Origin of the sequence: Halohasta salina (assembly GCF_024178165.1) — an archaeon.
Taxonomy (GTDB): domain Archaea; phylum Halobacteriota; class Halobacteria; order Halobacteriales; family Haloferacaceae; genus Halohasta; species Halohasta salina.
In genome coordinates this window covers 40780-54423 of record NZ_JAMZIE010000005.1, presented here as the reverse complement: position 1 = coordinate 54423, position 13644 = coordinate 40780, and the positions used below count along the sequence as shown (strand labels likewise).

15 protein-coding genes are annotated in these 13644 nt (G+C 66.6%); 4 read left to right on the top strand and 11 right to left on the bottom strand.

Going from position 1 to position 13644, the window contains the following annotated elements:
* Positions 1-81: 81 nt before the first annotated feature.
* Positions 82-1806, top strand: a complete 1725-nt coding sequence (locus NKJ34_RS11510) for a sensor histidine kinase (protein WP_253738445.1) — start codon at positions 82-84, stop codon at positions 1804-1806.
* Here the strand turns inward: NKJ34_RS11510 and NKJ34_RS11505 are convergent.
* The gene (locus NKJ34_RS11505; RefSeq protein WP_253738444.1) at positions 1803-2804 is read right to left on the bottom strand and encodes a transcription initiation factor IIB; all 1002 of its coding nucleotides are present in this window, start codon (positions 2802-2804) and stop codon (positions 1803-1805) included. The two genes, NKJ34_RS11510 and NKJ34_RS11505, sit on opposite strands and share 4 nt — an antisense overlap.
* Positions 2805-3009: 205 nt before the next feature.
* Between NKJ34_RS11505 and NKJ34_RS11500 the strand changes: the two genes are divergently transcribed.
* Complete coding sequence (locus NKJ34_RS11500) at positions 3010-3759, top strand: helical backbone metal receptor (RefSeq protein WP_253738443.1); 750 nt, start codon at positions 3010-3012, stop codon at positions 3757-3759.
* A gap of 106 nt (positions 3760-3865) precedes the next feature.
* Here the strand turns inward: NKJ34_RS11500 and NKJ34_RS11495 are convergent, their stop codons facing one another.
* The 7 genes from NKJ34_RS11495 to phnD all read right to left on the bottom strand — a co-directional run bounded on the left by NKJ34_RS11495 (position 3866) and on the right by phnD (position 9963).
* Positions 3866-4915, bottom strand: a complete 1050-nt coding sequence (locus NKJ34_RS11495; protein ID WP_253738442.1) for a Brp/Blh family beta-carotene 15,15'-dioxygenase — start codon at positions 4913-4915, stop codon at positions 3866-3868.
* Positions 4912-5649, bottom strand: a complete 738-nt coding sequence (locus NKJ34_RS11490) for a lycopene cyclase domain-containing protein (RefSeq protein ID WP_253738441.1) — start codon at positions 5647-5649, stop codon at positions 4912-4914. The genes NKJ34_RS11495 and NKJ34_RS11490 overlap by 4 nt, the downstream gene beginning before the upstream one ends.
* A 122-nt stretch (positions 5650-5771) precedes the next feature.
* A complete protein-coding gene (locus tag NKJ34_RS11485; protein WP_253738440.1) occupies positions 5772-6473 on the bottom strand; it encodes an HAD family hydrolase in 702 nt (233 codons plus the stop codon).
* Between the two features lies 1 nt (position 6474).
* Entirely contained in the window at positions 6475-7269 is a 795-nt protein-coding gene (gene phnE / locus NKJ34_RS11480; protein ID WP_253738439.1) for a phosphonate ABC transporter, permease protein PhnE, read from the bottom strand.
* The gene (gene phnE, locus NKJ34_RS11475) at positions 7269-8069 is read right to left on the bottom strand and encodes a phosphonate ABC transporter, permease protein PhnE (protein ID WP_253738438.1); all 801 of its coding nucleotides are present in this window, start codon (positions 8067-8069) and stop codon (positions 7269-7271) included. Before phnE (NKJ34_RS11475) ends, phnE (NKJ34_RS11480) begins: the two co-directional genes overlap by 1 nt.
* Entirely contained in the window at positions 8069-8944 is an 876-nt protein-coding gene (phnC, locus tag NKJ34_RS11470; protein ID WP_253738437.1) for a phosphonate ABC transporter ATP-binding protein, read from the bottom strand. Before phnC ends, phnE (NKJ34_RS11475) begins: the two co-directional genes overlap by 1 nt.
* Before the next feature lie 2 nt (positions 8945-8946).
* Positions 8947-9963, bottom strand: a complete 1017-nt coding sequence (phnD, locus tag NKJ34_RS11465; RefSeq protein ID WP_253738585.1) for a phosphate/phosphite/phosphonate ABC transporter substrate-binding protein — start codon at positions 9961-9963, stop codon at positions 8947-8949.
* Positions 9964-10262: 299 nt separating this feature from the next.
* On the opposite strand from phnD, the gene NKJ34_RS11460 reads away from it, so the two are divergent.
* A complete protein-coding gene (locus NKJ34_RS11460) occupies positions 10263-11138 on the top strand; it encodes a ZIP family metal transporter (RefSeq protein WP_253738436.1) in 876 nt (291 codons plus the stop codon).
* A 6-nt stretch (positions 11139-11144) separates the two neighbouring features.
* On the opposite strand, the gene NKJ34_RS11455 is transcribed toward NKJ34_RS11460, so the two are convergent.
* Positions 11145-11687 (bottom strand): DUF1684 domain-containing protein, encoded by a 543-nt coding sequence (locus NKJ34_RS11455; RefSeq protein WP_253738584.1) that lies wholly within the window; start codon positions 11685-11687, stop codon positions 11145-11147.
* Between the two features lie 92 nt (positions 11688-11779).
* Positions 11780-11941 (bottom strand): hypothetical protein, encoded by a 162-nt coding sequence (locus tag NKJ34_RS11450; protein WP_253738435.1) that lies wholly within the window; start codon positions 11939-11941, stop codon positions 11780-11782.
* 96 nt (positions 11942-12037) lie between these two features.
* On the opposite strand from NKJ34_RS11450, the gene NKJ34_RS11445 reads away from it, so the two are divergent.
* Positions 12038-12844 carry a DUF7547 family protein gene (locus tag NKJ34_RS11445; RefSeq protein WP_253738434.1) on the top strand — a complete coding sequence of 269 codons (807 nt, stop codon included), beginning with the start codon at positions 12038-12040 and terminating at the stop codon, positions 12842-12844.
* Positions 12845-12850: 6 nt separating this feature from the next.
* Here NKJ34_RS11445 and NKJ34_RS11440 read toward each other — a convergent pair whose 3' ends face one another.
* Complete coding sequence (locus NKJ34_RS11440; protein ID WP_253738433.1) at positions 12851-13615, bottom strand: DICT sensory domain-containing protein; 765 nt, start codon at positions 13613-13615, stop codon at positions 12851-12853.
* Between the last annotated feature and the right edge of the window lie 29 nt (positions 13616-13644).

The window sequence follows — 13644 nt, the reverse complement described above, 5'->3', positions numbered from 1 at the left end:
GGAATCTATCAGATCGAAAGGTACGTTTATCCCTTCGAGGTGGCTACCGTCCGTACCGAATTACTACACCATCTATACACTATGATTGACACGCTCTCGCTCTTTCAGGCAATCTTGCTCGCACACGGCCGTCTGTTCGAGATCTATCTGTTCGTGTTCGGAGCCGCCGCAGTCGCCTGTTTCGGGAGCATCGGTCGGGCCCTCCGGATTTCGAACGACGACACACGCAACGGGCTCGTCGCCCTGCTGGTCACCAGCGGGCTGTGGGCGGCATTTCACGTCGGCTATCTGGCCGCGCCGACCCCGCGTCTCCAGTACGGATTTTATACTGCGGGGTTGGTCGTCGGCCTCAGTACCGTCGGGCCGTGGCTCTACTTCTGTTCGGCCTACACCGGTCGGACGCTCCACCGTAACCCGACCTACCAGCGGCTCGCGGTCGGTGTCTATCTCGCGATCGTCGCGGTGAAGGTCACCAACCCGTTCCACGGACTGTACTTCTCCGCACAGGTCGTCGAAACGCCGTTTCCCCACCTGCTGATCGAGCATGGGGCCCTCCACTGGACTGCGATGGGACTGGCCTACGCGCTTGCGGTCATCGGCATCTTCATGCTGTTCGAACTGTTCGCGCAGGTCGACTACGACACCCGCCCCTTCGCGATCCTCGTCGGGCTGACCGCGCTGCCGGTTGTGTTCGACATCGTGGGCTTCGTCACCCCGCTCCTTCTCGACGTTTCCTACTCGGCGATCGGGGTGGCGGTGTTCGCCGTGGGGGTGCTGTTCAGCTACATCGAGCAGTTCGAGACGATCCAGTTGGCCGGCCAGTACGACGACCCGGTGATCGTCGTCGACGACGAAGACGAGATCCGGGACTACAACCGGGCCGCAGTCGCGCTGTTTCCCCAACTCGAGGAGGCCATCGACGCGGAGCTACCGAGCGTCGTCCCGCGAGTCGCGGTCAGCCTCACGAGCGACGAGCCACTGGAGTGCACGCTCGACGGCGAGACCCGCTACTACAGTGTCTCGACCAACCAGTTTTCGACCGGGAAGGCACAACTCGGCCGGCTCATCCTGCTGAAAGACGTCACCGAACAGGAGCGGTACCGGCGGGAACTCGAAACCCAAAACGCCCGCCTCGAACAGTTCACGGGGATGGTCTCCCACGACCTGCGGAACCCGCTCAACATCGCTCAGGGCAACATCGACCTCGCCCGTGAGACCGGCGACGACGAGCCCCTCGAGACGGTCAAGACGGCGCTCGACCGGATGGAAGAGCTCATCGAAGACCTGCTGGCGCTGGCCCGGCAGGGCAAACCGATCGACGACACCGAGCGTGTCTCACTGGCGGCGGTCGTCCGCTCCTGTTGGGAGATGGTCGACGTCGCCGACGCCGAACTCGTCGTCGACGGCGATACGGAACTCGATGCCGACCGTGAGCGGCTCCAACAGCTCTTCGAGAACCTCGTTCGCAATGCGGTCGAACACGGCGGCGAGGACGTCACGATCTCGGTTGGACCGCTTGACGACGGCGGGTTCTACGTCGAAGACGACGGCCCCGGAATCCCCGAAGCAAAACACGACGAGATCTTCGAATCGGGGTACACCACCTCACGACAGGGCACCGGCTTCGGCCTGAGCATCGTCACCGAGATCGTCGACGCCCACGGCTGGTCGATCAGTGTGACGAACGGCGAGACCGGCGGCGCACGCTTCGAGATCGAAACGGGCAGTCGGTCTCGGGATGTGACTGAAAACGAGCCGGACGAAGAGACTGCAACGGAAGTCGGAGCCGATGTCGACCGGGTTTAGACGAGCATCTCTTCTTCGGCTTCGAGCAGCTCGTGGTACCGGTTGCGGATCGTGACCTCGGAGATGTCGGCGACTTCGGAGACTGCCGCCTGCGTGGTCTTTTCGTTCGTCAGTAGCGCGGCGGCGTAGACCGCGGCCGCGGCGAGGCCGACCGGCGACTTGCCGCTGTGGACGCCCTGTTCCTTGGCGTTTTTCAGCAGCTGTTTGGCCCGCATTTCGGATTCTTCGGAGAGTTCCAGCGAGGAGGCGAACCGCGGGACGTACTGCTCGGGGTCGGCGGGTTTGACCTCCAAGGAGAGCTCACGGACGACGTAGCGGTAGGTCCGGGCGATCTCGCTTTTCTCCACGCGGGAGACGTCGGCGATCTCGTCGAGGCTCCGGGGGACGCCGGCCATCCGGGCGGCGGCGTACACACACGAGGTCGACACGCCCTCGATCGAGCGGCCGGGCAGCAGGTCCTCGTCGAGGGCCCGCCGGTAGATCACCGACGCCGTCTCCCGAACGTTGTCCGGCAGTCCGAGCGCGCTGGCCATCCGGTCGATCTCGCCGAGCGCCTGCTTGAGGTTGCGCTCCTTGGAGTCGCGGGTGCGGAACCGCTCGTTCCACTTGCGGAGCCGCTGCATCTTCTGGCGCTGGCGTGCGCCCAGCGAACGGCCGTAGGCGTCTTTGTTCCGCCAGTCGATGTTGGTCGACAGTCCCTTGTCGTGCATCGTGTTGGTGGTCGGCGCACCGACACGGGACTTCTGATCCTTTTCGGCGCTGTCGAAGGCGCGCCACTCGGGACCGCGGTCGACGGAGTCCTCGGTGATGACGAGCCCGCAGTCGCCACAGACGGTTTCGCCGTGTTCGTCGTCGGTGATGACGTTGCCGCTACACTCGGGACACTGGAGGCCGTCGTGTTCGGATTCGGATTCGGAGGTTTGTTCGGAGGCGGTTCGGTCGCGCCGCTCTCGGGATCGCGAGCGGTCGGTTGTCGTGGTAAACGTTCGTTCACTCATTGTGTGCTATGAGCCCCCGGTATGGCCGATAAAAATACGGGAGCGGTCGTTGCCAACAAGAAGACAGAATATTACTTAAGCAGTTTGGTATCGGGTCGAGCGTCCGGGATAGCGCCGTCTCTCCCCCGAACGACCCTGATAGATTGTGTTCAGTTGGCTGATCGGTACCGGGTTGTTTTCGAGGCTGTGGCTCGGAGTCGACCCCATGCCCGACCGTATCGTCTCGCTGGCCCCGAGTGCGACCGCCACCCTCGCCGCACTCGGCGTCGACAACCGCGTCGTCGGCGTCACCGGCCACTGCGAACTCGATCGTCCGGTCGTCGGCGGCTGGCTGAACCCCGATTACGACCGGCTCGCGGAGTTGTCGCCCGATCTCGTCTGTACCAGCGACGGCCTCCAAGCTGAAATCCGCGACGAACTCCGCGATCAGGGTTACGACGTCTTCCACCACGAGCCGAGCCGCCTCGACGACGTGCTGGCGGGCTTCGAGTCGCTGGCCGACGCAGCCGGCTGTCCCGAGGCCGGTGTCGACCTCCGGGCCGACGCCGAGGCCCGACTGGCGGCGGTCGACGAACGCGTCGGCCGCGCGCTCGCCGACGGCGAGGCGCGACCCGTGGTCTACTGCGAGGAGTGGTCAGACCCGCCGATGGCCGCCGGCAACTGGGTGCCCGATGCGGTCGAAGCGGTCGGCGGTCAGTACCCCTTCGTCGCCCCCGGCGAACGCTCTCAGGAGGTCGACCGCGACACCGTCGCCGCGGCCGACCCCGACCACGCTGTCCTCCACATCTGTGGCACCGGTGAGCAGGTCTCGCCCAGTCGGCTCGGCGACCGGGGGTGGGAGCTCGATGCCGCGGTCCACGTCGTCGACGACTCGCTGTTGAACCAGCCGAGCCCGCGACTGATCGAGGGGATCGAGTTGCTCGCCGAGCGATTGTATCCCGAAACGGAGCCGTAGCCGACGAGCCGGCGGCTCCTGCCCAGTTGAGATACGGCCGAGTTATATAGACCACTTCAGTAGTCGGCGACTACTTATATACGATAGCGGCTGCGGCGGACCGCAGCTACCAGATCCCCTCCCGGAGATCGAGCACCGTCACCACGACGACGTGTGGCGCGGTCACGACCGCGATACCGACCAGATAGAGCGCGAAGAGCCCGGCTCCGTCGACCGGCGACGCGGGGACCGCCAGCGCCAGCCCGCCGAAGATGGCGAGCGCGCCGACGGTCATCGGCGTGGCCAGCCGGCCGAACCGGGCGAGTGCGCCACCGAGTTCGCCGGCGTCGAGTCGGGCGGCCGCCGACTCGTCGAGCAACAGCAGCCGCGTGATGTGGCGGACCGAGTGCCAACACGGGAAGAATATCCCGATAGCGAGGATCGGCGGCACGATGACGAAGTAGGCGGTCAGAAAGAGGAGTTCACCGATGTCGACTGCCCACGTGCGTCGTCCCTCGCCGTCTCGGTAGCCGACCGCGAGGGTGGCGACGAGCAGCGTGGCGACGAGCGCGCCGGCGGCCATCCGACCCCGAACCGAGAAGACCGGATCGAGGGCCGCGAGGTCGACCGTACCGAAGAGGCCGACGAGCCGCGCGGCGACCCACCGGTACTCCTCGGGGAACGCCACGAGCGGCACCACCATCGGCAGCGAGCCACGGGCGGCGACCGTCAGCGCCCGCGCCGCCCGCGTCCGGAGATGCGTCGGGTCGACCAACTCGACCAGCGGGTGGACCTCGCCTTGCCCCCAGTGGAACCACGTGATGAGGATGAAGACGCCGAAGGCGGCGACGGGGGCGACGAACCAGACTGCTGTGTAGGCGACCCCGACGACGAGGTAGAGGCCGCCGACGATCGCCAGCCAGCGGCGGGTCGGCGGCTCGCCGTAGGCCCACGGCAGCGTGAGGTGGTCGACCGCGCCGTGCGGCAGGCCGAAGATGACGATACTGACGGCGAACGGCACCAGTTGGAGCTGTCGTGACGGGGCCCCGAAGACGAGCACGGCCAGCGCCGTGACCGCGAGGGCGAGCCACGGTCCGAGAAAGGCCAGCCGGAAGACGGCCCGATCCCGCTCGGTCCGGTTCGGCGTCGACACCCCGCCGGACAGAGGCCAGTTCATTCCGCCCACGCTCCCCAGTTGTCGAGCAGCCACCAGTAGAGCACCAACCCCTGAACGACAAAGAGGTTCGTCACGAGGAAGAAGACCGCCTCCTCGATCGGCAGGCCGAACGGCGCGATCCCGACGGTCGTCTCGGGGGCGATGATCCACAGCCCCAGCGAGATGGCCGTCCGGTCGAGAATCCAGAGGTAGACTGTCGGGACGCCGACCGCCAGCGTGACCGTCCGGCGGCAGCGCCAGAGCTGTGTCCAGCCGAACCCCCACTGGATGGCGAGGATCGGCCCGGCCCACGCGATGATCGCCCCGAGGTAGAGCGTCGACTCGGCGGTCAACAGGAGTCCTCCCACCGCGCCGAGACCAAGGCCCGCACCGACGCCCGCCGCGCGCTGGCGGGTCGACAGCGCCAGCGGCCGGTCGGTCGGGACCGGGAACCGAGCGAGCCACAGCGCGGTGAGGATCGGCTGGAGGACGAAAAACAGGACTTCGCCGATCGGCACCCGGCCGAGCCGCCCGGCGACGACGTCCTCGCCGTAGGCCCAGACGCCCCGGCCGATGAGGTAGTGGTCCCACGGGAGGGTATAGATCACCGCCAGCGCCGTGATGATCGCCAGCCCGCTGACGAGGCGTCGGCGCTCGTGGTCGGGCGGCCGGAGCCACGCCAGTAGGGTCAGCCCGATGATCGGCGGCAGCATGGCAACCGTATGAAACTGCAGGTAGGTTTCCGGGGGAAACATAGCGACGATCCTGCACAAACCGCGCTGGTACTGGCAGGTACGTCGACCCTATCCGGCCATCGACTATACTGGTTCGGTCTCGACTGTAGGTTTGCCCCCGACACCGACACCGCCGGTGGGGTTCAGAAGCGGTCGACGAGTTCGGTCAGTGACTCGATCTCCGCGACGGCAGCGGTCGGCAGCGACACGTCTCGATTGTGCGACCGGCGAATAAGGACGCCATCGAGTCCGGCGCGGGTCGCCGCCAGTACGTCGGTCGCGCGATCACCGACGTAGAGGCCGTCGGTCGCGGCGAGTGCGCCGACGGCATCGAGCAAATAGTGCGGGTCGGGTTTGCGGCGGAAAAAGCCTCGTACGCCGGTGTCGCGGCCTCGGACGTGGGAGAAGACATCGACGCCGTGGTGGTCGACGACGAACTCGACGACCGAATCGTAGTTGTTGCTGATCAGGCCGAGTTCGTACTGTTCGGCGAGCTCCGGGAGGACATCTACGTCGGGGTACAGTTCGCGGCTGCCCGCCGCCAGCCGGTCGATGGCGCGGCGCGCGCCGTACTGCTCCCGCAGGTAGAATAGTGCGACGGGGTCGACGCCCAACCGCTTGCAGCCGAGCGCGAAGTCGGTGTCGTACTCGTAGCCCGCCAGCAAGGAGCGCGTCTCGGCGTCGACCGAGAGCCCACGCTCCTCAAGAGCGTCGTCGAGCGCACGGTCGTGGACGACGGCGTCGGTGCCGTGGCCTTCGAGGATCACGCCGTCCATATCGAACAGGACGACGCGCTCGTCGGTGCTGTCGGGGCGGCCGGTGTCGGAAGGGGTGTGGGTCGACATATCAGCGAACCAGTCTCCGGGTGTGTGCCGAGAGGAGTTCGCTGAGTATAACGATGGCGAGGATGGCGATCAGCATCATCGCCACCGAGCGCCACGCGAAGGCGTCGATCGCGCGGAACAACTCGACGCCGATCCCGCCGGCACCGACGAACCCCAGGACCGTGGAGTCCCGGATGTTGATCTCCCAGCGGTAGACGCCGAGTCCCACCAGCGCGGGTTTGACCTGCGGGAGAACCCCGTACAGTAGCGTCTGGACGACCGACGCGCCCGAGGCGCGGACGGCCTCGACCTGTCCGAAATCGATCTCCTCGATCTCCTCGCCGAGCAGTTTGCCGAGGAAGCCGACCGACCGGAAGGCGATCGCGACTGCCCCTGCCAATGGCCCAGAACCGAAGATCACGACGAAGATCAGCGCCCAGATGATGGTGTTGACAGATCGGGAGACGGTGACAAGCAGTTTGCCGAGCCAGTAGGTCCCGGCGTTGGGTGTGGTGTTTTCGGCGGCCAGCAGCGCCACCGGGATCGACAACACCAGCGCTCCCGCGGTCCCCAGCGCCGCGATGTGGATCGTCTCGATCAGCGGGTCGACGATCTGCGGCGTGTAGGCCACATCGGGCGGGTACATCCGCGTCAGGAGGTCAGCGACCTCTCGCGGCACGGTGTCGAGGGTGACGAAGTCGATGGCCATGAACCGCCAGGAGGCGATGATCGTCACCACGACCAGCAGTCCGGCGACGAAGCGCCCCAACCGCCGTTTGCGGTCGAACCGCTCCCAGCGAACCGTCTCGCTCGACATTACTGGTACCTCCGGCGGACGACGGCGCTGACGCCCTCGGCGACCAGCACGACCGCGATGATCGCCAGCAGGATCGCCGAGACGTAGCCGTAGTCGTAGCGGTTGAACGCGGTCAAGAGGACCGAGCCGATGCCGCCCGCGCCGACGATGCCGATGATGGTCGACGTCCGGATGTTGATATCCCAGCGGTACACCGACAGGCCGGCAAACCGGGGGATGATCTGCGGGACGACCCCGTAGACGAGCGTCTGGACCGGCGAGCCGCCCGCCGCGCGGACGGCGTCGACGCTCCCCATGTCGATATCCTCGATGTCCTCCGCGAGGAGTTTGGCAAAGAAGCCGACCGTTTTGAACGTGATCGTGATGATCCCCGCCAGCGGGCCGAAGCCGACGGCCTTGACCGCGATGATGGCGACGATGATCGCGTTGAACGCCCGTGAGATCGAAATCAGTCCCCGGTTAACGACGTAGAGCGGTTTCGGCGAGATGTTCTCGGCGGCCATGAACGCGATCGGGACACTGACGACGATTCCGGTGAGCGTCGACACCATCGCCATCGCCACGCTTTCGAGCATCTTGTCGACGATCCGGGTCGTCTGTCGCGGCGTCGCCTCCGGTGGGAAGAAGTCGCCCAGCAAGGTGACGGCGTTGCCGAGGCCGGTGGCGACCCGGTCGGGCGAGACGCCGAGATCCCACGCCGACCAGACGAAGAAGCCGACGACACCGGCGTAGACGGCCCACTTGAGTTCACGGCGGCCGAAGGCGCTGGGCCGCTCCCACGTTCGGTCGCGCGTGGCCATTAGACGCCCCCGTTGGCCGACTGCTCCCGCGTGTTGGCGACGACCGGTTCGTCGACCTCGGCGTCGCCGACTCGCGGCTGATCGTCGCCCGCCGGCGTCGGTGTGTCGGTCGATCTTGACGTGTCGGTCGTCGCTGGCTCGGCCCCGCGGTACACCGTGTCGAGACCGCGTTCGTCGAGGTCGTCGGGCGTTCCCTCGAAGACGAGTTCGCCGTCGTGCAAGCCGACGATCCGGTCGGCGTGTTCGAGTGCGAGGTCGACCTCGTGGATGTTGATCAACACGGGCACCTCCCGCTCGGCGGCGATCTCGGTCAGCAGTTCCATCACCGTCTCGGAGGTCTCGGGGTCGAGACTGGAGGTCGGTTCGTCGACCAGCAGGATCTTCGGCTGCTGGATCACCGCGCGTGCGATGCCGACCCGCTGGCGCTGGCCGCCCGAAAGCTCGTCGACGCGCTTGTCGGCCATCCCACCGAGGCCCACACGGTCCAGCAGTTCGTAGGCGCGCTCGATGTCTTCGGCCGGGAACTTTCGACGGAACGCCTGCCACGCCGAGACGTAGCCCAAGCGGCCGGTGAGAACGTTCTCCATGACGGTGAGCCGCTCGACGAGGTTATACTCCTGGAAGATCATCCCGATGTCCCGTCTGGCCGTTCGCAGCTCGTCGTCGCCCAGCGCCGTGAGCCCCGTCGAATCGAGCCACACCTCGCCCGCAGTGGGCTCGGTGAGCCGGTTGATACACCTGATGAAGGTGCTTTTGCCCGCGCCGCTGGGGCCGATCATCGCCACCGTCTCGCTGCCTTCGACCGTGAGGTCGACGCCCTGCAGCGCCTCGTCGCCGGTCGGGTAGGTCTTGCAGAGATCCGAGACGGCGAGCATCGTTAGAGGTTCCCCTGTTCGTACTCGACGCCGTTGTACCCCTGAATCGTCGAGATGTCGTACCAGTGGCGGCGGTACTCGATGGGGAGGAACTGGGTGTAGTCGGTCCGCTCGGCGTAGTCGGTCCCCGAGAAGTCGGTGTCGAGCCACGCCGCCTCGATCCCCTCGACGATATCGGGATGGAGGTTGTAGCGGTAGGTGATCGGGCCGTTGGGGAACGGGTTGGAAGCCCAGACGACCTTGAAATCGCTGAATTCGAGGCTGCTGTCGCCCTCGACAGTGTCTTTCAGACAGGTCGAACAGATCGGTCCGGCATCGTAGTCGCCCACCGCGATCCCGCGGGCGGTATTGGAGTGGCCGCCGGAGAAGTCGACCTCGTAGTCCTCCTCGGGGGTGACGTCGAACTGCTGGTCGAACAGCGCCGAGGGGGCCTGATGACCGGAGTTCGAGGAGGGCTCGGCGTGGCCGACCCGCACGTCGTCGCGGGCGAAGTCCTCGACGCTCTGGATGTCGTGAGCGTCGGCACGGGTCGTCGCGAACAGTCGGTAGCCGAACGCGCCGTCGGAAGCAAGTCCGACCGCGAACGGGACGGCACCGGCGAGGTTGACCGCGAAGGCGGTCGCGCCCGTCGAGAAGTTGGCGATATGGGCCCGCTCGGAGCGCATCGCCTCGACGGAGGCCGCGTAGCTGTCGACGCGGCTGTACTCGACGTCCTTGCCGGTCTCCTCCCGGATCCGGTCGAAGACGGCCTCGAAGTCCTCCTCGTAGCGCCCCTCGACGTCCTCGCTGGGGCTCTCGGTAAAGACGAGCGTATCGGGATCGAGCCACTCGCTTTCGTCGCTCGGTTGCTCCCGAACCGGGTCGCCGTGGGGGACCTCGTCGACCTCGCGGTCGCCCATCCGTTCGAGATCGGCCCGCTGGCCCCGCTCGTAGCCCGCCTCGATCAACGGCGTCGCCAGATAGTTGTTCTCGGCCCAGTTCGGATCCGCGAACTCGAAGCTGTCGGCGTCGGCCAACAGCGGGTCCTCGCCGCCCGACGATCCGGAACTGTCGGCCGTCCCGCTGTTGTCACCCATACAGCCGGCGACCGCCGTCGTCAGGGCGGCAGCCGAGTACTTCAGCACCGATCGTCGCCGAGTGTCACTGTCTCTCATCACCCGACCGATCCCGCTCTTCCGGCTTGAACTGTTATAATATCGATACGTACTGGATTATACTGGTTTGTCGCGATGTGGAGTGCTCTATACCGCTATTGAGACTCGGGGGGACGTCGTGGCGGAATTTTTAATAATTGGGATAGTATAGTTACTAATGTACAATGGTGAACACACAGTCGACTACCGAACGGCCACGGGACGGTGGTATCGGATCACTGCTCGACGGGCGCGCGGTCGGCGCGATCGGGGTCGGCGGGCTGGCGGTGCTCTCGGCGCTCGCTGCGATAGTCGGCGTCACGTGGAAGTTGCTGGCGATCTCGTGGGTCGCCTTCGCCGCGATGGCGGTCGGCGCGCCGCTCGGAGCGCGGTCGGCCCGTCGGCAACGACCCTTGGAGGCCGTCTGGGGGTACGGCCTCGCCAGCGGGGCAATGGTGACCAGCGCCGCGCTGTTTCTGGTCCCCCAAGCGCTGGGCCAACACGGCCGGTTCGGCAGCCTCGGCATCGCTGTCGGCTTTCTGGCCGGCTACGTCGGCCACACGCTCGGCCACCGACTGACCCACCTCGATCTGCCGGTCGACCACACGGCAGCGGCGCTGACGGTCCACGCGCTGGCCGCCGGGGCGATCATCGGCGCGATCTACACGGCGATGCCGTCGCTGACCTCTGTCCTCGGGGTCGCACTCGTCTCCCACAAGGCTCCCGCGGGGTACGCCGCCGCCCGCCGACTCGCCGACGACGGCCGGTCGACCGTCGCACTGCTGTTGCCGGCGGCGGCCGTCGGCCTGATCGCCCTCCCGGTCGGTATGACCGGTTTCGACCCCTCGCCGGTCGTCCGCGGACTGTTGTTCGGCGTCGCCGCCGGCGTCTTCCTCCACGTTGCCGTCGACCTCCTGCCGGAGTGTTCGGCGGGCAGCGAGAGCTGTCCGGTCGACGGTGAGGACCACCATCGCCGCGATAGCCTCCGTAGCCACGCTGCGATCAGTTCGGTCCTCGGGGCTGTGGCGGTCGTCGGCGCGTGGGTTGGCGTCGCCTTTTAACAGGAGTCAGTGGTCGTGGGGGTCGGCCGGCTCGCCGGGGAACTCCTTCTCGCCGGCCTCGATCCGGACCTCCAGCCAGTTTTCCGGCGGGATCAGCGGACACTCGTAGGCGTGGTTGTACGCACACGTCGGGTTGTACGCCATGTTGAAATCCACCAGCCACTCGCCGTCGACGCGGTGGCTGTCGTCTTCGAGATCGAGATACCGGCCCGCGCCGTAGGTTTCGGTACCGCTGGTCGCGTCGCGGAACGGCACCCACAGCCGGTCGGCCCCCCGACTGGGCCGGTAGGCCTGGAGGCTGAAGGGCTCGCCGTCACGTTCGAAGGTGAACTCGCCCCACCGGAGGTAGGTCTGCTCGCCGTCGGCGGTGGTCTCGACGGTCACCTCCGCTTTCGTCTCGTGTTCGGCCAGCGGCACCAGGAACCGGTAGTGCGGATCCGGCTCGTAGAACGCCAGTCCCGGGAACGACTCGCCGCGCTGGGCCGGCGGCAGCGGCGACCGCGGGGAATCCCTGAAGTAGGCTTCCTTCTCGGCCCGTGCCTGTTCGATCCGTTCGACCCACTCGTCGACCGTTTGGGTGTCGTCGCTCACAACACCATAGTATTGTACGTAGAAGACAATAATGGTACGGGTCGACCGGCCTACCGAGAGAGGGAAACGATCAGGTCGGTGGCGATCCAGCCGTCACTGTTGCCCTCTTCGGTGAAGACGGTTCGCTCCGGGGAGGCAGTGAGCGCTGACACACGAGGACAGTCGGTTTCGTCGGCCTCCTGCGGCGTTTCGCGTGGGTCCGTGGTTTCCATACAGAGGATTAGGCGACCCTAAACGTATATGGGTTTTGGTTGGCCTAAGACGGTCGGGGCCACACCCTTATTCACTCCGCGTCCCAACGGTGGGCTATGAGTTCTCGTGACCGCCCGCGGGACCGCGAGCCCCTCGACGACCGGCTCGACGAGTTGGAGTCGACGCTGGCCGAGCTCCGTACGGAACTCGACCGGGAGCGTCGACGTGGGCCACCGAAACCGCCGAGCCTCGGCGAACTGCTCCGGTTTACCGAGGAGTACACGATCCCGACGCTGATCGCGCTGCTGGAGGCGACGATCCAGTCCCTAGAGTTGCTCCGGCGGACGCTTCGGCTGGCCGACCCGCAGCGGGCGGTCCGCGAGGAACGCGAGGCAGCCCGCGGGCGGCTCGACCGGCTCGGCAGCGAGGCCGGCGACCAGTTGGCGGGGGCGCTCTCGGAGCTTCGATCGGCGCTCTCGGAGGCCGATCTCCCCGAAAACCCCGAATCCCGCCGGCTGATCGAAGACGCCCGCGACCTCACTGGCGAGATCGAAACCCGGCTCCGGGATGCCGAGGGCACCGTTCGGGACCACCGCGACCGCGAGCGACGGGACCGCGGCGAGGACGGTCGACGCGAGGACGGCCACGGTGGGCGTGACCGCGGCGTGATGATCGACGTCACCGACGCCGACGAAACGACCACTGACGCCGACGACTCGGCCGACGATTCGACCACCGACCCCGACGTGCCGGAGGTCGACGTCGAGTCCGAACTGGAATCGATCAAAGACGAACTCGACCGGGTCGATGCCGCCAATGCGGCGTCCGATACGGACTCCGAAGCCGCCGACGGCTCCGCCGATGACGGTTCTGATCCCACCGATTCCGACGTCGACGCCGACGACCCGGCCGACCGGACGTAATGCCGCTCAGAGTTCGCGCTCGATACAGCGCTCGATCCGGTCGACGAGCCCCGGTCGGTAGGTCCAAAACCCCTTCCAGCAGTTGACATCGGTCTCCAGCGCCACCAGCGCGACGGGATCGGCGTCGCTACCGGCGGTCGGGGTAAAGACGACGAACCACGACCGGCGGTATGCCTCGGAATCCCCCGTGTGGACCGTCACTGGGAACGCCGACGGCGGCTGCCAGTCGTCGACGCCGTAGACGTGGACGTCGGTCCCGCCTGCGCCGACCGACCGGTAGACCCGCTCGGTCCCCTGTTCGTCCCTGAGCCGGGAGAGCCGCTGGAACGACGCCCGGAGGGTCCCCCCGTCGGCGTCGGCTGCCGTCCGTTCGATCAGCCGCGAGATGGCGATCAACAGCAGTTTCTCCTTGTCCGAGGCCGGATAGCCGCGGACCCGAAACGGCACCTCGTCGAGCCCCTTGAGAACCGCCGGCACCGACGCCTCCGCCAGCGACCGAGCGCCCGTCTTGTAGACGTCCGAGTTCACCAGCAGCACCGACTGGAGCAGTTCCTCGACCGTCGACGCCGCGAGCATCGCCCCGTCGTCGACCAAGACGACCAGTTCGTCGTCGGTCTCCGGCAGCCGTCGGTCCTCGATCGGGACTGCACCGTCGCCGACCACCGATTCGAGCAACTCGTGGACCGCTTCCGAAGAGGACCGATTGACGAACAGGAGTCGTTTCGGAGGGGCGTCGATCTCCGTGAAGAACTCCTCCAACCCGGTGGTCATGTCACGGTGGTTCGAACGACCGAGTAATA